16 protein-coding genes and 1 pseudogene are annotated in these 19,338 nt (G+C 55.7%); 7 read left to right on the top strand and 10 right to left on the bottom strand.

What is annotated here, in order from left to right:
• Window positions 1–5: 5 nt before the first annotated feature.
• Complete coding sequence (locus ASD02_RS29525; RefSeq protein WP_057221428.1) at window positions 6–638, top strand: hypothetical protein; 633 nt, start codon at window positions 6–8, stop codon at window positions 636–638.
• A 277-nt stretch (window positions 639–915) separates the two neighbouring features.
• Here the strand turns inward: ASD02_RS29525 and ASD02_RS29520 are convergent, their stop codons facing one another.
• From ASD02_RS29520 to ASD02_RS29480, 8 genes are all read right to left on the bottom strand, one after another.
• On the bottom strand, window positions 916–1,416 hold the full coding sequence (locus ASD02_RS29520; RefSeq protein WP_156408483.1) for a hypothetical protein: 501 nt from the start codon (window positions 1,414–1,416) through the stop codon (window positions 916–918).
• 585 nt (window positions 1,417–2,001) lie between these two features.
• Entirely contained in the window at window positions 2,002–2,586 is a 585-nt protein-coding gene (locus ASD02_RS29515; RefSeq protein ID WP_057221426.1) for a D-Ala-D-Ala carboxypeptidase family metallohydrolase, read from the bottom strand.
• Window positions 2,587–2,647: 61 nt separating this feature from the next.
• Window positions 2,648–3,709: a hypothetical protein gene (locus tag ASD02_RS29510; protein ID WP_057221425.1), complete on the bottom strand. Its 1,062-nt coding sequence runs from the start codon at window positions 3,707–3,709 to the stop codon at window positions 2,648–2,650.
• A gap of 45 nt (window positions 3,710–3,754) precedes the next feature.
• The gene (locus ASD02_RS29505; RefSeq protein WP_057221424.1) at window positions 3,755–5,164 is read right to left on the bottom strand and encodes a hypothetical protein; all 1,410 of its coding nucleotides are present in this window, start codon (window positions 5,162–5,164) and stop codon (window positions 3,755–3,757) included.
• Window positions 5,165–5,173: 9 nt separating this feature from the next.
• Window positions 5,174–6,382 carry a caspase family protein gene (locus tag ASD02_RS29500; RefSeq protein ID WP_057221423.1) on the bottom strand — a complete coding sequence of 403 codons (1,209 nt, stop codon included), beginning with the start codon at window positions 6,380–6,382 and terminating at the stop codon, window positions 5,174–5,176.
• Entirely contained in the window at window positions 6,379–7,200 is an 822-nt protein-coding gene (locus ASD02_RS29495; protein ID WP_057221422.1) for a M12 family metallopeptidase, read from the bottom strand. Before ASD02_RS29495 ends, ASD02_RS29500 begins: the two co-directional genes overlap by 4 nt.
• A gap of 350 nt (window positions 7,201–7,550) precedes the next feature.
• The gene (locus ASD02_RS29485) at window positions 7,551–9,215 is read right to left on the bottom strand and encodes a hypothetical protein (RefSeq protein WP_156411881.1); all 1,665 of its coding nucleotides are present in this window, start codon (window positions 9,213–9,215) and stop codon (window positions 7,551–7,553) included.
• A 344-nt stretch (window positions 9,216–9,559) separates the two neighbouring features.
• A complete protein-coding gene (locus tag ASD02_RS29480) occupies window positions 9,560–10,381 on the bottom strand; it encodes an alpha/beta hydrolase (protein ID WP_057221419.1) in 822 nt (273 codons plus the stop codon).
• Between the two features lie 242 nt (window positions 10,382–10,623).
• Between ASD02_RS29480 and ASD02_RS37585 the strand changes: the two are divergent.
• Window positions 10,624–10,868 (top strand): annotated as a pseudogene (locus ASD02_RS37585) (adenylate/guanylate cyclase domain-containing protein); the annotation flags it as partial.
• 415 nt (window positions 10,869–11,283) lie between these two features.
• Here ASD02_RS37585 and ASD02_RS29470 read toward each other — a convergent pair.
• Window positions 11,284–11,775, bottom strand: a complete 492-nt coding sequence (locus tag ASD02_RS29470; protein ID WP_057221417.1) for a hypothetical protein — start codon at window positions 11,773–11,775, stop codon at window positions 11,284–11,286.
• Between the two features lie 1,014 nt (window positions 11,776–12,789).
• On the bottom strand, window positions 12,790–13,611 hold the full coding sequence (locus ASD02_RS29465) for a hypothetical protein (protein WP_057221416.1): 822 nt from the start codon (window positions 13,609–13,611) through the stop codon (window positions 12,790–12,792).
• A 992-nt stretch (window positions 13,612–14,603) separates the two neighbouring features.
• On the opposite strand from ASD02_RS29465, the gene ASD02_RS29460 reads away from it, so the two are divergent.
• From ASD02_RS29460 to ASD02_RS29445, 5 genes are all read left to right on the top strand, one after another.
• Window positions 14,604–16,397 (top strand): DUF262 domain-containing protein, encoded by a 1,794-nt coding sequence (locus ASD02_RS29460; protein ID WP_057221415.1) that lies wholly within the window; start codon window positions 14,604–14,606, stop codon window positions 16,395–16,397.
• Between the two features lie 13 nt (window positions 16,398–16,410).
• Window positions 16,411–16,797: a hypothetical protein gene (locus tag ASD02_RS38680; protein ID WP_156408481.1), complete on the top strand. Its 387-nt coding sequence runs from the start codon at window positions 16,411–16,413 to the stop codon at window positions 16,795–16,797.
• A gap of 192 nt (window positions 16,798–16,989) precedes the next feature.
• Window positions 16,990–17,610 (top strand): hypothetical protein, encoded by a 621-nt coding sequence (locus tag ASD02_RS29450; RefSeq protein WP_156408480.1) that lies wholly within the window; start codon window positions 16,990–16,992, stop codon window positions 17,608–17,610.
• A gap of 552 nt (window positions 17,611–18,162) precedes the next feature.
• Window positions 18,163–18,303, top strand: a complete 141-nt coding sequence (locus tag ASD02_RS38675; protein WP_156408479.1) for a hypothetical protein — start codon at window positions 18,163–18,165, stop codon at window positions 18,301–18,303.
• Between the two features lie 69 nt (window positions 18,304–18,372).
• Entirely contained in the window at window positions 18,373–19,299 is a 927-nt protein-coding gene (locus ASD02_RS29445; RefSeq protein ID WP_244494307.1) for a flagellin, read from the top strand.
• Window positions 19,300–19,338 lie beyond the last annotated feature (39 nt).

Below are 19,338 nucleotides of genomic sequence, written 5' to 3'. Positions count from 1 at the left end.
ACCTAATGAATAATTTAGGCTTATATGTAGTAAATGCGATCGCAGGAGCGTCTTTAGGTGGTTTCTTGGCGCTATTAATCGCGCTCTCTCAGTCTCCGGTCGTTGCACCGACAATCAGTGTTTTGGTAGCTGCTGCGGTTGTTTACCTAGCGCTGAACGACGCCCTACCTATTGAACGCAGCACTTCGATCTCAACTGAGTTACATCTGCGAACCATTGGCTTCTGTGTAGGAGGTATAGCGGCGCTCATTGTAGGTCTCCAGATACGGAGCACAAACGGATTGAGTGAGAACCAGTTGGTCACCGACTACCGCTCACTATTGGCGATCGGCCTTTTACAAGACGACGCACAAAAGCTTGTTTCCAATTCGTATACGCAATTGGCCGGTGCGCGTAGTGAGGCAGAAAGGCTTGTCGGAATGTCCGTTCTGTTCTCGTCAGATGCTGCACCAGCGAACTGTGATGAAATGCGTCCCGAACGGTTTGCGGACGATGCGAGCCTGAGAGCGAAATATCTTAGTGAAGGCTCGCCGTGGATGAAGGCTGTCACATCATACGATGTAGCAATACGCGGCGATGCCGCGATCAACCTTAGAACATATCTCACGACGGCATATGCGTCGATTTGCAAGAATTGATCAAAGCGACGTTTACCAACGCCAAATCCGACAATTCCGCGGTCCTAATCGGATGCGTACGGTCCCGTTCACTGGATCAGTCTTCGTGTTCCGGTCGCGCGAGGCTGATCGTTTGAAGCTGATCTACTGGGACGGCAGCGGTGCCGCAATGCTTTTGCGTATGACACGGCCGCGGAAGAACCGAGTAGACATCGCCCGGTCCCTCTCCGCCTATCTCAGGTTTCGTTCTGATGTGTGGGGCACAAGATGCATTGCGAGCCCGCTCCTGCGGTGCTTGTCACTGATCACTCTGCTCCGTCACGTTCTTGTACCCGTAAAGGCGTTTCACAACGTCGCCTGAAGGAATGATGTTCTCATCGCGGAATTTAATGTACGCGTCGAAGACATCACTGACCTTGCTGAGGTCCACCCCATCGGCCATGGCAAGTTCCTTCAGCTTTGGTTCATCAGGCAGAAGCTGAAAGCCGCTCGAACATAACCACGACCGTGCTGCCGCTGTTTCCTCATGCCATTTCGTCCCGAAGATAGCGTTACAGAGCTGAAAGCCCAGGTCGCGGTGCAACTCTTCCAAGTTCGTATCCATAGAACGCTTCTGTCTTACTGATTTGCTGTTCTGCAACACTCGGTATATCGCGAACTCCGCTTCCTCACCGAACCCTCCAACATATCGATGCCCCCCGCGATTGAGCATCTGTTCTGTGATGATTAACGAGATGCGTTCTTCGACATCTCGGATTTCTTTCAAAATCGCTTCGGCGCTCTCAACCTTCTGTTCCATTTGCTCAAAAAGCTCAGCCTGGATCGTCGTCGGCGATACTGTAAAAGATCTCAATCTGGTCCAGTCAATGGCAAGGGTTAGACAGCAAAACCCGCCAGATAGGAAGAAGTACCCAGCGGAGACAGGGTTCCAAAACGATATAACACGCGAGATTATAATAAGAAATAGGCCAACGATTAGTCTTGCTGTCCGAAATTGCTCACCAGCAGATTTGTCGGACCCCGTCTTTTGTATACTTCCCACCCCCATTGTAGCCTCCCAAGGACTCGGCCGAGCGACGTTGCTCATTAGTAGAAGGCGTCGGCAAAGTATCAGTACACTTCGTTCCGTTGAATAGCGCAGATAATGTCCCGGCGCGGGGTGTAGGCGGCGGGAAACGCGCGCGGCTTCGCTCTCCCCGTCCGTTACATTGAACCGGTCTGCGTCTCCAACACTCAGTCGGCGTCCGCGAACGTCCACTTGTCTCGCGAGGGCCGATTGTCCCATGCCTCTAAAATTCAAGAGCGTCGCAACGATGACAGGTAGCGCGCGCTGCACGACACCGGCGTGTAGCGCGCGATGTCCAACCACGTTGCATCGCCGTTGTTACGACCGAAAATCCCAATCCCGATTGACGCCCCGCGTGTCAACGTGGACGAACGTATTGTAGATGCCAATGCCGCCTTTAAAAAACCCCTCGTTCCGCATCTCTAGTAGAACGCTTCGCCACTGTGTCGGGGTTCCACTGCCAGCGACAAAATCGGCCGCCCGCATCTGCTTATGCTGGCTTTCGGACACGGCCCCTGAGAGACACCCATTATAGGCATCATTACGATAAATGCTGCTCAGGCGGAGGGGGGAGTTCAGCCGCTGTCTGAGTTCGTCGAGAACTTTGGCCGTCTTCTCAAAGTTATCCCAAACCTGCCTTTGCGGCGGCGAGTTCAACCCCCTGCAAGCGCTGCCAGGCGCATTGTGTGAACCGCCCAAGAAGAGAAACTCGCGGAACTGGAAATGGCTCAAGTTCCAGGACTCAACCTTGGCTCTGAATTCCGCTTCCAACTGGGTGTCCATCTCGGTTGGATCAGCCGTGCCATCACGTAGCGCCTTAAGCCCTTCGTCATAAGCTGCGCTCTCGGCCTCGTCTGCCCGGCCCTCCGGCGCGACTTCATTCTCTTCGTCATTTTCGTTCATGCTCGTTCCCTCCGGTAAAAGTCTCAGAGCTTATAGAGAAAGACGGGTCTGGGGCATGCAATCACGATCCAAGCGAAGCCAGAGAAAGCTCGCCCTCTCCAAAACGCATATTTTCGAAACGTCCTTCATCCAGTAGCGTTTTTATACCCCGCTTGACGGTACGTAGACGCTCAACATGCTGGCCCGTGGTATCTATGCGCGACAGAGCTTCGAGTTGATCGGCAAATTCTGGCAGCGCAAGCGCGGCCTTGGCCTGGCTGGTCGATCCACGCCCTTGATGAAACATGTCAGAAATCCAGATTGCCAGCTCGGGCCGCTTGCCAACGAGGCCAAACGTTCCGGCTCTCGCTTTTATTTTTCTCTTCATGATCCTGACTGAAACCCGCACGGTCGCATCGCGCATCGCGCTATCTTCATTCGCCCACGCGGCGAACTTAGCGGCAGTGAAAACTTCGCGCTCTTCAAGTCGTTGCGAAGTCGGGTTAAGGTAACTCATGAAGTCAAGCAGTTGCATTTCCGTGCCGTTTCCAACAGTCACTTGGTATTCGGTTTCCAATGAAACGGTGCCAACGTCCGTTGTTCGGGAGAGTACGCCGTCCACAAGCGTCAGGTCTGGAAAAAAACGTTTGGCCGATGGAAGCGCTGCCAGTTCCCGCATCAGCAAAATGAGGTTGTCGTTAGGTGTATGAGCCGCAAGCTGATAGAACCCCCATGTGAAGTGAGCGCGGTCCCAAGCATTTATCGAGATGTACCGACCATTGCTTTCCGCAGTGACGCTCGGCCACATGAAATGTGCCCATGCACCGATCTGATTTTCGGCTTCATGACGGTCGTACAGGAGTAGGTCACTTGCTCTCGACAAACCTCGGCGCGAGCCGTACTTCAGCACCTTCCCTGCGTAAGACGTCACCCCGGTGTCGAGGTCAATCACCGAGTACCTGGTGCCCGGTTCCTGCGGCTCACCTTCTGGAACCACTTTGTATCGCACAGGTTGCGCGCTAGTCGTACCTCCGGCGTCATTCAGGGCGGGCTCGGGTAACGTCTCGCGATCCCCATCGATCTCATCCGCAGGAATGCCACGCAGGGCATCGTCTCCGGTTGTCATTAGATCCTCATCATCCATTCGATTGCCCTCAACTATGCCGCGGTTAAAATCGATTACCTCATCCTAATACGCCCCTATTGGACGCTGATCGCGCGCGGACTCTGCTGCCAGATCTGTCCCGACGAGAGGTTCGAATGTCACCAGTGGTCGGCTGAAGTCAGTCCAGGCTGCAATCCGTTGCAAACGATCCAATGCTGCCTCAATTTGACCCAGGCACTCTGGATCAAGTTTTCCGGCCAACGCCGAATTCCGATAGCTTTTAAGCCGATCAAGCGTGTATCTCAGTCCCATGCTGAACATGGGCGACCCCAATCGCGAAACTTCCAGGAAGACGGAGAGCGCCTTCTCGTGTTCTGCTTGTCGTGCCAGAAGCTCTCCCCTGATACATAATTGATCCGCAAGCCAGGGGGAGGTCCCAAAGAGCAATTTAGCCAACAGGTCGACTGTATCTCCTTGGATCTTCTCGTCGTCGCCCGTGGGTGGGCCAACGAGCAAAAGTGCATAGCCAGCAACTGTTGCCATGACGGGTTTGATACGGCGTGCTTTCAGGAGCGCTGCGATCTGAGGCTGATATTCAGCAGACAGCTTGAGCCACTCCCCGGTCCGACCCGCCCAACCGAGGGGCTTTTCAATCGCTGGAAGCCAACCAAGGAGCCAACTTCCGAGGTCACTGCTAAGCGCACGTCCGATCACGCCATCTATCTTGGTCCAGTGTTTCGAAACCAAGCTCGAAAACTCTTCCAGATTTTCGCTGCCAATGTCCGCCAGGGCCTCCAGCTTGGGCCAACAATCTGCAACAACGTCCGAAAGCTGTTCGACCCGACCATTTTCGATGCAATCCAGCAAAAAGTCTGCGCGGTCGTCTTCGAGTTTTACCTCGTACGCAAGCGGAGCCAGCGACGAAAAGATGATCTCGGCGCCCTCCTCCGCGCTGGTAGGGATCGCGATATACAGGTTACGCGGTTCGCGGCCACGCGTTATCCTGACGAAGCGAGAAGCTGAACCTTGCTCGATCTTGATGGTACCGGGAAGCGTTTGGGCCAGAGGTTGAGTTTCGGTGACGGAACCTGAACTGTCGATCGTAACCAGAGCAATGGAGAAGTCGCCGCCCGTCGGCTCCGGAAGCGGATCGTCGGGCGAAACGTCGGCTCCAATTTCGGAAAATTCGGCGTCGAAATCCAACTGTCCTTGATTAGGACGCCCACCACGTTTCGAACGAACGGTTCGCGTTGGTAGTTCCTCGAGTTCCACCTCGGTCGTCAGATCCCCATCTCGAACTTGGAAGGCGGTCTCGAACCGTCGGCCGTCCGGAAATTCGACGAGCGCCATGTAGTAACCGGGGTCGAGCGCCAACGCCGTTGGCAGAGGTCCGAGAGCGGTCCGTTGAATGATTGCAAACTTGCTATTCCTGATCGTCGTACTGACCGACGGCCCCGGTGGCGTAGGCAGCAGCAATGTCACCTTGCTGTTCATGGCTGCTTCCTAAACGCTTTCCGGCGGTTGCGGTGGGTTCGGTATCAGATCGATCGGCAATTCGGTCCAGAACGGAACGATCGGCTTCAATTTGCTGTACGGCTTGAACGCACCGGAAGGAGTAGCAAGAATTTCGTGGATTCCCGCAAACGAATGCACCTCATAAGGGTGCTCGGACGCTGCCGCGGGAAACTGCCCGTCGAACAGGCCGTCCGTGTGTCTCAGGGAGACCGTGGTTCCTCCCACCGCGTTCGATGGTTTAATCACCAGGTTAAATTCGACCGGAGGCGGCCCAGGCAAGCGATGAAGGGGTACATCCCTGAAAGATATGCCGGTGCCCGGGGCGTATTGGCCCGTTCCCAGTTTCGTGAAGTAGGCTTCCAGAGCCCTGTTCAGCGAAAAGCTTGTTACGATCCATTGATCGTCTGGTGTCGCTGCGTCGGTCCCAATTGGCAAGCATTTGAGAAGAGCATGACAGAAATCCGTCGGTTTTCCACGGATAGCCATGGCCACTGCGCCGGGATAGGAGGCCATGAACACAGGCGTCGCCCGATCATCGCGACCTGACAATGTGCCCCAGACGGTTCCGGGGTATGCGCTATCGACAATGTCCTCACGACAGCAGTCGACGAAGTAGAACTGATTTCTGGCCATGTCCCGCCGGTCGTCGGTTGGCGCCATGCCCATGACGAAGTTGGATACAAGCTCAAAAGAACGCAGCAAACGTCCGCCCGCAAGCGGATCGCCGAAATCCGCCAACGTTATTAGATCGCTGCCGTTTCTTCTCAGCCCGTGCCCGGAATAATAGAAGAACGACGTGCCCTTCTTGTTTGCTCGGGCGGTATCCGTTCGCCAGGCGAGTGCTTCCGGGACGAAGTGGGTCCAGTCGGCTGCGTCAACACCGCTCGGTTCTAGGTTCAACCAGCCTTCGCGCGACGCTTTTATAGATTCGAACGCGCTCTTCTCCAGCTCGGAAGGAGACATAAGCAAACGAATTGTGCCCAAGGGACAGACAAGCGAATCCTTGTTGGCTTCCAGCCAGCGGCAGATTTCCCAGGCACTGAGCGCACAGGAAGCTAAACGCTTCAAGTTGAAGGTTTCGGGATTCGGTGGCTCGTTGTACGCGGGCAGTTGGGTGTATTCGCTTACGCCTATTAGCAAAGCGTGAGTCATCGGCTGGCCAACGAATTGCTCGCGTCGGTCAAAAACGAGTGTCACTGGTTCTCTCGCTTTTCAATTTCTGATTTGTAAAGTTTCTTGATAGTCTCAACGTCGCCCTTGCTGAGACCTTCCCGCTGCCCGACAACTCCCTCGTAGTCATTATTCACGAGCTCGATCGTCGGCCGACCGTCGATCGAAAAGGCCGTCAGGGGATAGTGCATGATTGAACCGAGATCGTACTTCTCCACATCGATGCCATCGTGGATGTGTTGTGAGAAGTTGTGCTCCGTCCCTGATTCAATTCGGTCATACCGGATCCGAACATAAGCGTCACGATCACTCCTGCTTTGCTCGTGCCAAAGACCTAGTGCATGCCCGATCTCGTGAATGGTGTTCCCGGTCTTGCAGTTGGCTCCGAGAACAAGTTCTTGACGACCCCCACGCCTGCCGACTGCCGATCGGCAACCGGACCCCGGAACGAAAGCTACGTAATTGTTGTGGGCCGGATCGGATGGATCCCGCTTGATAAACCTAATCGGTGTTTTCGCCTCCCAATGAGCTATGGCGTCGTGCACGCGATGTTGATCGGGAAGGTCTTCGTGAACCTCGTAGATCATCCCACCCTCGGGCCACAGAAACCCCTGACCCGAAATTGCTGCGCCTTGAGTCGAAATGTCTTCGCGAAAAAGACCCGGATTATCCTGTACCTTCTTGAGGTTTGTCTCCGCCTCTTTAGCGGTTCCAATAACGATACATCCCTCCACCACTGCCTGGTTTTCGACCACCGTGTACTGCACGGAACGCAGGGTATTCCCGACTATCATGAACGTCGTCTTTACGCTGTCGCCCTTATCGAGTTCGCCATCCTCTGCCATTTTTCGCCCTCTCCATTCTAGGTTAGGTTCAATAGTTCAAGCTGATAAGATCGCCGATTCTCGAGGCTCCATGGGTAGCTCTGGACCGTCCCGAACAGGGCCGTTCCCGGAAGCTCGGCACGTGCTGACAGCGAGTAATGGTGCCGCGGGTCGATGACCTTGGCGGGAACCGTAAGTGCAAAACGTGTCGGCGCGGACTGACCCGGATCGAATTGGCACACTGTCTCCGCGATCGTCACCGAAGGTCCGTCTAGCATCGTCGTATCGTCCAGACGTACGCGCACCTGCAGAGCCTCTGACAGATGGGGCCACGCTATCATTATTGAGCCGGCGATGATCATGGGGCCACATCACGCAACCTTTGTCAGTGTAATGCCAAAGCCCTGAGCGAGACCCGGCCCGCTCAGATTCGCAAGCTTTTCTCCTGCGGCAGGGACGCCAAAGCCCCACAGCAGACACATCAATAAATCTCTCCACTGGCCGAAGCCGGGATTGGCGACGATGAGGAGATAGCCGCCGACAGCAAACGAAAGCAGGCCAAAAGCGACCCACCCAACCAAGTTCGATGCCGCCGTGTCAAACGCAATGCGCTCGCTGGTATAGCCGACGGCAAATGGCCGTCCGCGGGCCGGGCTACCAGCATCGTCTACAATTCCCGCCGCTCTACTGACTTCGGTGCGCAGATTTTGCAGGATTGGCTGCAAGGCGCTGGAGAGGCTTTCCTTGGAGGCGGGCGGGGAAGTCATAGGTAAGATGAGCCCGTCCATCGACCTCAGGGCTACGGCTAACGCGTCAGCTGCCCCGGAGAGCGAGCTAGCGGACCAGACTCCGACAGCTTCCCTGCAACCATGCAAGACCACTGAAAGCGCCGTCAGACGCTTACCTACGTCATCAAGAAAACTCTTGTATGCTTCCGGAGCCGCAGTGGCTCCACTGGGCATTTTCAGAAAGGGAACCGAACCGCCGACATACCCCTGGGCCTGGAGCGCCTTAATCGAAAGGCTGTCTTCGAGCGCATTGAGTTGATCGTCCGCGTTGGCAAAAGTAACAGGCTGCGTGGCGGCCAGCTTGTCATAGTCTGCCCTCAAGCGGGAGGCTTGATCCGCCAGCAACGCCGCCGGCATCAGTCTCGCGTTGCGATCGTTTCGGTTTTGAAGCCAGACATTGACATAGAGTGAGGCGAGGATGCCAACCGCGATCAGGAGAGCTCCGAAAGTCTGCCACTTCCAAGAACTGACGTAGAGCGTCGTGGAAAAACTCTCACCTTCCGGTTTTTCAGCTGAGACCAGCGTAAACGTACCGCGGTAATCGCCCGGTCCTCCATCGACCTTCCCGTCGTTCTGGATCTGCAAACTGTGCAACTCGTTCGCCGAAAGGTCCATTGGACCGCCGTCGCATGTCCCGCCAATGGGACAGATTTTGAACCCGCCACCCAAAGCAGTAAGTGACTGGTCATCAAAGAACGCTGTCGATAGCAGCCGAACCTTGGTTGCCGGAATGGGGCCGACGAGCAGCGAAAGCGGCAAGGCATCGCTGCCGTTCCAGCGGCGCTTATCAGGTACTGGCGTCAACTTCCATGCAAACGTCCCCGTCGGCCTATTCGTCACCGTGTAGCTGAGAGTTTGCGAATGTTCTCCAAACCGGGCTGTCAAAAATCGCGAAAGCGAGCTGTTGGTTGGTAGACCTGAGACGTTCGCTGTAACGTACCACGTGAGAGATCCACTGCCTTGGTTGGGCTGACCCGCCTCGAATTTCACGGTCGTTGCCGGGCGGTCGGACGCTCCCCGCTCGCTGAGTTCAAGCGTGCCGTCACCAGCAGTTGCATCTCCCGTCAGTTTCAAGACAAAGACGGCCTTTCCCTCCTCCTGGCCGGGCGCAAATGAGAGTGTCGAAGCGGGATCAAAGGTAAAGGCGTTCACAGCTGCTGAGGCAAGGGCGGGCGCAGCAAGGCCAATTGCCGCTCCCAGGAACAACAAGCAAAAAAGTCGAGCAAGAGAAAACGATAATGCGCGCACTCCCGAAGCCCCCTTCGGAGATACTGCAATCACTTGTGCTACAATCCTAAGTTAGCATAAACTAATCTGCGGTCAACAACATTACGGTGTGGGGCCATCGTCGCGACGCCGCTTGCTACAGTTGGCTCGTTGAGCACCCAGTGGGCCGGACTGCTTTTGCGCCCATAGTTGATGTCGCATGATCCGAAAAATTCTCGGAAGCCAACATTTCAGGATCGAATGCCCGTTACGCTCCGGCTTGGTCACTCAGCTGCAAAGGTCATCGCAACAACGCTCCGTTGGGTGTAGGATATGTAGCAAGTGCCACCAGCGGCTCTCTGCGTCGGCTGGATTGCCGAAAGTGGTTACGAACGCGCCAGAAACGTCGCAATCAAGGCGGCCAATTTTTGAGGGTCTTCCCAATGGAGGTTATGGCCGTGGCCGGGCAGGGAAATGAACTCCGCGCCGACGATCGCATCTCTCATAGTCTCCTGATGTTCCTCAGTCGCGATCAAATCCTCCTCACCCCGCAGGATGAGTGTGGCAGCGGAAATATCCCGCAATAGCGGCGAAGGATCGTAGGCAAGCTGCTCGTAGTAGATGGAATGCCAGATGCGTGCGGGCACCGCTGCGCTTTCGGTCCGCGCATAAGCGAGGAAAACCTCGTCGACGGGAACAGCGCCACAGCACCATTCTCGCATGAATGCGCTTCCCGGATCGATGGGATCGCGAAGCATCTGGATGTTTTCCCACAACCATCCCCGACGTTCGCGCAGTGCGGCGGACGTGGACACGAGAACGATTCTGGCGACGATACGTGGCCACCGCTCGGCAATTGCTTGCGCCAGCCGCCCTCCAAGCGAGTGGCCGACCACGTGTGTCGGCGTAAGCTCCAGAGCCTCTATCAGGAGCCTGACATCATTTGCCATCTCGGGAATGGTGTAGCAGCCTTCAGGCTTGTCGGATTGCCCGTGGCCGCGCAGGTCTGGCGCTACGAGGCGAAAGCCCGTCGCGAGATACGGTGCGATGAGGCTCCAACTTCGAGCGCTATCCGTGAACCCGTGCAGCAGGAGGACAGGCACGCCGTTGGGATCACCCATCTCGACATATGAGAGCCGTAGCCCGTTCGGCAGCAGGGCGGCCCTCTTTAGCGCTAAAAAGCGCTCCTGGGAAATCGGCTCGACCATAGGCTCGCTTTCAAAACCAATCCTGACTTCATATCACCAACGGAACCGTCGCGATCGTAGTTTTTGTCGCGACAAGGGCTTCACGGCTCACGTCCTCGCTAAAATACCGTTGGTGGTATTTGCGACATAACACCGGGATTTTGGCTGCAGCAATTGGCAGGGGCTCGATCGTGACTATCACCCCGCTCGAATGGAAGCTGCTAGCGATCCTGGCAGCGGATGTGGTCGGCTATTCCAAGGCGATGGAGGCCAACGAGGCCGGCAAATCGCTCGGCTGAGAGCGATCCGCGCCGAACTGACCGATCCCGCTATCGCTCGGCACCATGGCCGCATTGTCAAACTGATGGGAGACGGCGCGCTTGTCGTCTTCGACAGCGTCGTCGATGCGGTGGTTTGCGCAGCCGAAATTCAAAACGCTGTGGCCGCGCGCAACACTTCGCTCCCAGAGCCTGAGCGCCTCGCGTTCCGCATCGGGGTCAACCTGGGCAAGCGCTGGTGGACGGCGTCGCCGGGTTCCCAGCTCGCGCCAAGCCAGAGGCGCTGGCGAAACTGGCCAAGCCGCTGCGGCTGCCGGAATGCGAGCAGGGCAAGTGAACCAGCCGGACTCTCCATATATCGGCCCGGCTTGACGTCGTGGCCGTCGGACCAGCAAGTCGAGTACTAGCCGTCCGCCGTGCTAGTGCCACCTTCGCCAACCTACCTTCTTAGGTAGCCCAGTGCTCCACCGTTGCGGCTGCAACGCAGGCAGAATTGATCCCTCACCTAATCGCCGAGTTTCGGCATAAGTAGCTAATGGCACCAACAGCAGCCTGCGCCCCCAACGCCCCCTCAATACCAGCTACAATGCCGCCGACTGACGCGCTGGCGGCCCGGGCCTAATGCCGCCGTGCCGGGCGGAGGTTCTAATTGCGGGCAGCCGGTGCCCACTTCCCTTGTCGGCCAGAGTTTTTGGGAACCAGGAGTTCAGGATTATTGTCATCCAATGGCATTGGAATGTTGTCTAGGTCGAGGGACCGACCTGTGGACTGCCTGAATGCCGCTTCGGCGATGCGTGCGAGCGCAACAAGCGCAGCTAAGAGGAACGCCCCAACTGCAAACACCGCTGCGGTGATTTCGGTGAACGCGGATTTACCATTAATCACAAAGTAGCCGGACAGCAAAAAGAGCAGGCCGACACCGAAGGGCCCTGCCGCAGAAGGTCGGTAGATCAGCACGAACGGGCAAACGAGTGCTGCTGTCACCAAAACGCTCCCCGCTATCCCGATAATTGTTTCTGAAAACGGCACGTAGAATCCCCCCAAATTGGCCGATGTTGAACGACTCATAGTCGCTTTGACGGAGAGAACAAAGTCATTCGGAAACGCGTTGTTGTCGCGCAACAATGCCTCGGCCATCGAGCGTGTGCGCTAACCCCGTCGCTTTCACTGGAGGTCAACAGGGCAATCAGGGCGCAAATGAGTGTCAGGCGCTTCTGGAGGTTCTCCGCTCCCCGTTCCTAAGAAACACAGCCGGGCGCTGCCGCGCGCGGGCTGTAGGAGATATATCCAAGCGACTTTGCCCTCCGCTCGAGATTAGGCAGGGATGCGTCGGCGGTAATTCTCCTCGTAGTGTGAGGCCCATACGCCGATTGAATGCGCCCAATACGGTCTCCGTGCGCCTAAGGAAATCGCTGACATCGAACTGCCAGGACTTCTACGTCATCATCGCAAACATGCGTCTCCAGAGACCGCCGCGCCTGCTCCTTCGTCATTTCCTCACATCTTGTCGATCCGCCTTTGCTACGGGCCGACAGGTTCGCCGAGTTCATGGTCGAGTGGCGGAAGCAGCTTTGCGCTTATCGAGAAGGCAACTGGCAAGGCAGAATAGCGAATAGACAAGTTCGTGAAGTCAGAGCGGCAAGGTCAATCTCATGTCTTTTCGGACTACGAACCTGGGGTCGGCGGATACTTGGTTCTGCATATCGGCTCGTTCCAGGTTCCAGGGAACTTTGAGCGGAACCTGGCGCACTCGATCAGGCACGCTGTCCCTGCGTACTTCGAGCGGATGGCCAAGCCTCGCCGACATACGGCGCCGGCAAGCGGATCCCTGGTCGGTTGAACCACCCTTAGTCGAATGCGCCGCTGCGGCCGTATCGGCGGCGCATAATTCACGTCGATCCTGTTGCTGGCGATAGAAAGATTGAGCGTACGGAGCGGGGCTAGCCCCACCAGCTCAGCCTCTGCAACGGTGATCCTGCGCGACCAAGCGATCGATGGGCTGGCAGTAGGCTGTGCTCGACGGGTCATACGGTCCTACGAATTACTCGCCAGCGGCGGACAGCACCGCGACCGCGAAAGCTGGAGGGAACTCATGGGAAGCATTTTTGCGCTCGTCAGAAGTTTTTCTGATCGCCTGAGTCTAACGACGCGTCAATTCCGAAACCGAGGATCTTGCGGAATGATCAGGCCGCCGCCGATATTTGGTGTGCCCGCTGGTGGCAAAATCTCTCTTGCAACCGTTTTATTCAAATCCGGCGGAAAGAGAGCGAAAATTTGTCGACATCCTATTCTGTGCCGATTGTCATAGCGCTGTTGCGAGCTAACCATCACTCGGGCAAACAAAATAACCTGCTGAGCGGCGGAATTCTTGACTTCCTGTTCGTCAATTGACCTATTTCTAGCAAGAATTCTATCCCTGCTTTTCTTAAACGCGGACTGCGCTTTCTTCATTTCAGCGTCGCTAATGTAAAAAGTTCGTTGCCCCCGTCTCGCGCTATGACAGGCTTCAACACTGTAGTAGGTCTCATACAAATCTCTAAGCGCTGTGACGTTTATATTCTCGAAGTTGCCTGCGCCGTCTGGCGTGCCATCTTCTGAGCGGGCGTCGTCGGAGCTTTCCCCCTCATCCAATCCCTCGTTATCGTTCGAAGCCCCCTCCTCCAATTCTGACCAAGATCCGTATAATTGATGACGGACTTCCAGTTCTACTCTGGTCAAAACGTCTATCGAAATGATGCAGTCGCCTTTTCGCGTCACCTCTAAAAAGCGCGCCTCAGGGCTTTCAGAAAACGCAGTTCCCTTCAAATAGATACTGATTTGATCGCCACCCCCATGTTGCGGCAAGGTATGAACGTATGCGTTGTGGTTAGGCTGCTGCGCCTCAAATTTGGCTTCTGAAATGCAGCCAGCATTTCCAAGTGCCGGGAACACCAACCATAAACCGAGTACTGCACATATTGAAAAACGGACCATCTAAACCGCCAGATCATGAAATTTCGAAGATTCGCATTTATTCGTACCAGCTAGTCGTTAACCGCACGATCGTAAAAAGCTCGTGCCGGTCAACCCCGTGTCGTCGTGCATAGCAGCATCCTATTCCCCGGCAACGACACGCAAGCCACTTGCCGTTCCAACTTCCTCAAGATGTGCAGCTTGACGCTTGGGCAACGCCGGCCCATTGAACAAAGTTCGAGCTCGGTCTGCGAAATGGAACGTTCAAGCTCACGACGTCGCGTCGCCAAGTCAAGAGGTTTGCCTTCTCACCGGCATGTTGACAAGAATTCGCAAATTGCGGACGCATACGAGCGCAACTGGCAAATTAGCACCTAGCGAATCGCGGCGAAGGTGATCAAATCATTTCTGAATAAAGTGTTGAGAGTTTTTAGGTTTGGTATGGGGAACTCGGATAACGCATACAGCTGCCAACAGCGGGTACGGAACATGCCCGCTTATGGCAAGCTAATCGGCAAACACGCGCAATTCGAGGACGATCCGTGCCCGAGGTTAGGCGACGTGAACCCGCTCCTGGAAGATGGCATTCGGAAGACCATTCCGAGCAGCTCAGCTTCTGATGCGTCGAAACCCGATCCGTTCTTCAAGCCCGTGACGGCAGGGTGCGCAAGCGTTTCATTGCCTCGACCGGCGAGTGGAAACTTTCCGCCTGCGTCTCGACGCGGGCGACAATTGGGCGGATTTCGTCGCCGCGCCCACTGCGGAAATGGGGACAATGGCCGCGTGGTATTAGAGGGACAGCTTTTCGAAGTGCAAACCCGGTCCACGGCGGCGACTTAAATCACCTCTTCAAGGAGAGCCAGATCGCCCAAACGAAGGTCGATCCTCTCTTGCAGAAGGGGTGAAACCCGCACAGTGGATAATACGGACCGACCGTCGTGCCTTCGACAGGAGCGACAGTCGAGCTTGACCGGTTCGCGCGGGCGACATGATTTCAGATTGGAACACACTCAATGCCTTACGATTCAACGACCATCGCGGACACTGTCGAGAAGATAAATACAGAGTATTTCCTGCCTGCCATCCAACGCCCTTTTGTCTGGGGACCTGAGCAGATGGTGGCGCTTTTCGACTCCGTGATGAAGGGATATCCGATTAGTTCGTTCCTTCTGTGGGATGTCGCCCCCGAGAACGAGATGAACTGGCAAATTTACAGGTTTGCCGAGCACTTCCGTTTTGGTGAGGTGCACAACGAAATCGCCGGAACCGATGGACGCAAGTTGACGCTCGTTCTCGATGGCCAGCAGCGGCTAACGTCACTGTTAATCGGGTTGCGCGGGTCTTTCACGGTCAAATCCAAGGGCAAGCGATGGGACAACCCCGATGCCTGGCAACGGAAGATGCTGTACATCGATTTGCTCGTGGACCCCTCGCTCATCCCCAAATCCGACGATGCCGATGACGATATAGAGCACCCCTTTGGGTTCGAGCTGTTCGAAAAGCCACCGCAGTCGGGCGCGGCAAACCTATGGATCAAAGTCGGAGACATACTGAACTGTCCCGACAGAGAGCGTTTCAAGATCTTCGCAGAAAAGACGCTCAGCCGGCTGCCGCCTTCAAAGACATGGATGACTGAGGAGACCGCCAAGCGAAACCTTGATCGGCTCTACCAGATGATCTGGGTCGACAAGATCGTAAGTCATTATACCGAGACCAACCAGGACTACGACCGCGTGTTGGGCATCTTCGTGCGCGCCAACGACGGCGGAACAAAGCTGAGCAAATCTGATCTCATGCTGTCGATGATCTCGTCAAAGTGGACGGACATATCGGCACGCGAAGAAATCTACAATTTTGTCGAAACACTGAACAGCAGGCTGGACCGTAAGAACGACGTCAATAAAGACTTCGTTATGAAGGCCTGTTTGCTGCTTTCCGACCTGGATCACGTCTATCAGGTAAAAAACTTCACCAACCGGAACCTGGAAATCATGCGAGGGAACTGGACCAAAATCCAGCAGTCTCTCAAACGCACTTTCCTACTCGTTAACAGCTTCGGCATCGATCGCGAGAACCTCACCAGCTTGAACGCGCTGTTGCCGATCGCCTACTACCTCCACAAGCTCGATCTCGACTTGTTAAGTGCGACGACGCCGTTCTATGTCACGAATGTCGAGCGTGTTCGCCGCTGGCTGGTTGCGGCACTCTTGTGCCGAGTATTTGGCGGCACGTCAGACAGCACGATCGGGGCCGCGAAGAATACGATCGCTTCAGCACTGCCGAGCTCGAAGAATTTTCCGCTTACTCATCTCAATATTTCACTTTCACGCCAGATCAGGCGGCCTTCCTACATCACCGGCGAGACGCTCGAAGGAGTGATGGGATTGCAGTATGGGAGCAAGCAGATGTTCCTGCTGCTGTCGCTGCTTTACGACAACAAGAGCTGGGGGACGACCGCCCATCACATCGACCATATTTTTCCCCAGAGCCGCGTCGACCGCAAGCATCTGATGAGGAACAACATTCCAATGTCGAAGATCGAACAGTTGTCGTCCTGCGCCAACCGGGTGGGAAACCTGCAACTGCTCGTCAGCGCAGAAAATCTCGAAAAGAACAACGCGACCTTCGAAGACTGGATCAGAACGCGGGATCACACCTTCCTCGCCAAGCACCTGATCCCAGAAGACGAGCATTTGTGGTCAATCATGATGCTTCCCCAATTCGTCGCCGAACGGGAAAAGCGAATCATGCAGAAACTTGCGTCGTTGCAGGGCGATCCCGAATTCGACGCAGAAGCAGCAGAGTGAAAAGGAAACTCAAGTGAGTTCATTGGAAGAAAGACTCCGGCGGATCGCAGAAGAAAAACAGCGCATCGCGGATGAAGAGGCCGGTATGCGCGATGAAGCGCTCGCCGAACTTGAGAAGGTCGTCGAAGAGATTGAAGCTTTGGAGAGGCGCAAGGAACAGCTTGAGATTTTTCTGGGTCTCGAAGAAGGTCCTCAGCGCGCTGGACACGGGCAAATATTGCAACTCTGCATTCGGGCTATAACGGAGTCTGGCGGAGGACTGACATCTGGGGAAGTGAAAGAGGCAATCGAAAAGCTCATGCCGGGCATGAAACTGTCGTCAGTGCCCGCCTCTCTCAGCCGCGCCGCCTCAATGGGCAGGTTGAGACGCGACGAATTCGGCCGCTACTTCTTGAGCTAGCCTGCGTCGACAACGTTCGATCAGCTGCGATTGTGCAGCTCTTGCTAAAGCTAATTCCTTATGCTTCATCTGATGGGATAGATCGAGAGCTAGGGGGCTGCTTTGATTAGGAAATTTTTGTTGGCTTGCTGCGCTGCAGCGGCATTGACTGGTTGCGACCAGAATCTTTCGACTACACTTTACATGCGGGACGTGAACGACCTTCTCGCATCCACCGAAGCGAAATCACTACCTATCGATATCGAGATCGAGATACTCGAGATGGGTATCACCAAGCAGTGCTCCAAACCGGAAGGCATGAAGCTTGTGGAGGCGGTTGCCTCGGTGTTCGAGAAAGCTGCGCTCGTGGGTTGCGAAAAAGTTTCCGGCAGCATGAACGACAAGATGGTCATCAAAGCCACCACGGTCGTGTCGTTGGCCCTAACAAACGATGTTGTTCCGGGGCCGTATCTGGTGCATTTCGACATTCAAAAGACAGAAGAGACATCGAGAGCGTTCGTTCTCGCCCGATTTAACTCTGAGAAATACGCTTACCTCCAGGATGAGCTTAAACGGCTCAGCCCGATGGGCGGCATCAAGATCGACGACGCACGGATTTCTGTCGCAATTAACAACGACGAAAGGAACCCAGTTTCGGTCTATCCACACTCGGGAACCTTCGCCAACGGTGATCCTGTAGATGCCAATTATGAAGAGAAGCTTGAGCCGAGGCAGGAAATTGCACTCAAATTTGGCGACGTGAAAATGGCGTTCCTCGCCAAGACGGGATGGGCGGGGATTGCAAACGTCAGAACAGAAGTCGCAGTTCAATAGTGGTGCGAGGGGGAAGACTGCCTTAGCTGTAGCGCGCGCCACTTGGCCGGGCTGTGGCCGCTAGCGTTTTTTGAGCGAGCAGGCCTGATCAAGCGGGTCACGCCTGTTTCTAAATCGCCGCCGCAGTTCGCCAGCGGCATGCTTCTCGGGCCCGCAGCTCTGGGACCATCGAACTCCGGGCAGAGCTACCAGCTTGATTGAATTGGCTAACGATACAGACGTGCGGCAACTTCAGTTGTCGCTCGCAAGAGACCCTACCGTCGCATCTGTTCCGCGGGTCCCTTTGCGGTACTTGACCGCAAAATTACCTGCGGAATCGCCATCACCGGCGAAGCAGTCGATTATGATAGGGCCAAGTTGCTGGCGCTAGCCCTACATGCGGTGTGTGAATTGAGTCCACCTTCGTAAAGTTCCACGGATCGAAGGTAGTTTCCCCCTGTCATTTTGACCTGCCCGTTAACGGGAAACATCCGAAAATCAACCGAGAGGCAGTTCGCTTCCTCCGGCTCATGAAGATGCCGCACCAACTCCAAAGGCTTTCAGCGGCATTCCATGACAAGCATTCTTACGAACATATCGGCGCTGTCCACCCTCAGCACGTTGCGCACGATTATTGGGCAGCTCGACAACGAGTCGCAGAAGATGTCCTCCGGGTTGAGGGTGAAGACCGCGGCCGACAATGCCGTCTACTAGTCGATCTCGACGACGATGCGTTCGGATGTAAAGGCGATGGGAGCCATCACCGACAGTATCGGGCTGGCGATGCGGATCGTCGATGTCGCCTATGCCGCCATGGAGATGGTGAGGCAATCCTTCGTGGAAATCCGCAACCTCGCGATCACCGCGAGCGACATGCCACAACCCGGCATGCGCGACATCGTCAAGCCGGCCTTCAGTCTCGATCCTGAATACGCCAAGTCGGACGAATACAAGATCGACGTGCGGATACAGCAGCTCCAGGACCAGGCCAGGGACGCGATGCTGGCAGCCTCGTTCGCGGGCGTGAACATGCTTTTCCACGAGAAGAACGAGCCGGTGAAAGCCAGCCAGCAGGTATTCTCGTTCGTCATCGGCTACGCCGACGGCAAGGTGCAAACGATGGATGTCAGCGCCATGGACACCCTCCTGCTGAACGACGACTTCGGGAGCTATCCGACCAGTTATCCAGGGGAGTACAATCCCGAGAAGACGCTGTTCGACGGCAGTGACATCATCGACGCCCCGGGAACGTTCACCCCCGCCGCCATCTACTGGTACAACATTCCGCTTTCCAATCCGGTCACGGGCGACCCGGAGGCCTATCCGGTCCGACCGACATATATCCGTCAGTCCATCGAGAACCACGTCGTCAGGCACGGGTCGGACCGACAGGGGCTTACAGCAATCTGGTCGCCGAACATTGACAAGAAGATCGAGGAGCTTACGTCGAAGATGGCCTATGTCGGTTCGGTGCAGTCGTCGCTGAACAAGTACGACGAACTCAACAAGAAGGCGATTGAAACGGCGACGAAGGGCTTTGGCCGGCTGGTAGATGCGGACATGAATGTGACCTCCGTTAAACTCCAGGCTTTGGAAACGCGGCAACAACTTGCCCTGCAAGGCCTTCAAATAGCCAACTCGCAGCCTCAATGCGCGCTTCGCAAAAGCTGGACATTGATTCCGCTAAATCCCGGACAGCGCTTTCACTAAAGTCCGGACAGTTTGACGAGGTTGGTCCTCGGCAGCCTG

Source organism: Ensifer sp. Root1252, assembly GCF_001425885.1.
Classification (GTDB): Bacteria; Pseudomonadota; Alphaproteobacteria; order Rhizobiales; family Rhizobiaceae; genus Ensifer; species Ensifer canadensis.
The sequence above is the reverse complement of the archived record's forward strand: the minus strand, read 5'-3'. Positions and strand labels throughout refer to the sequence as shown.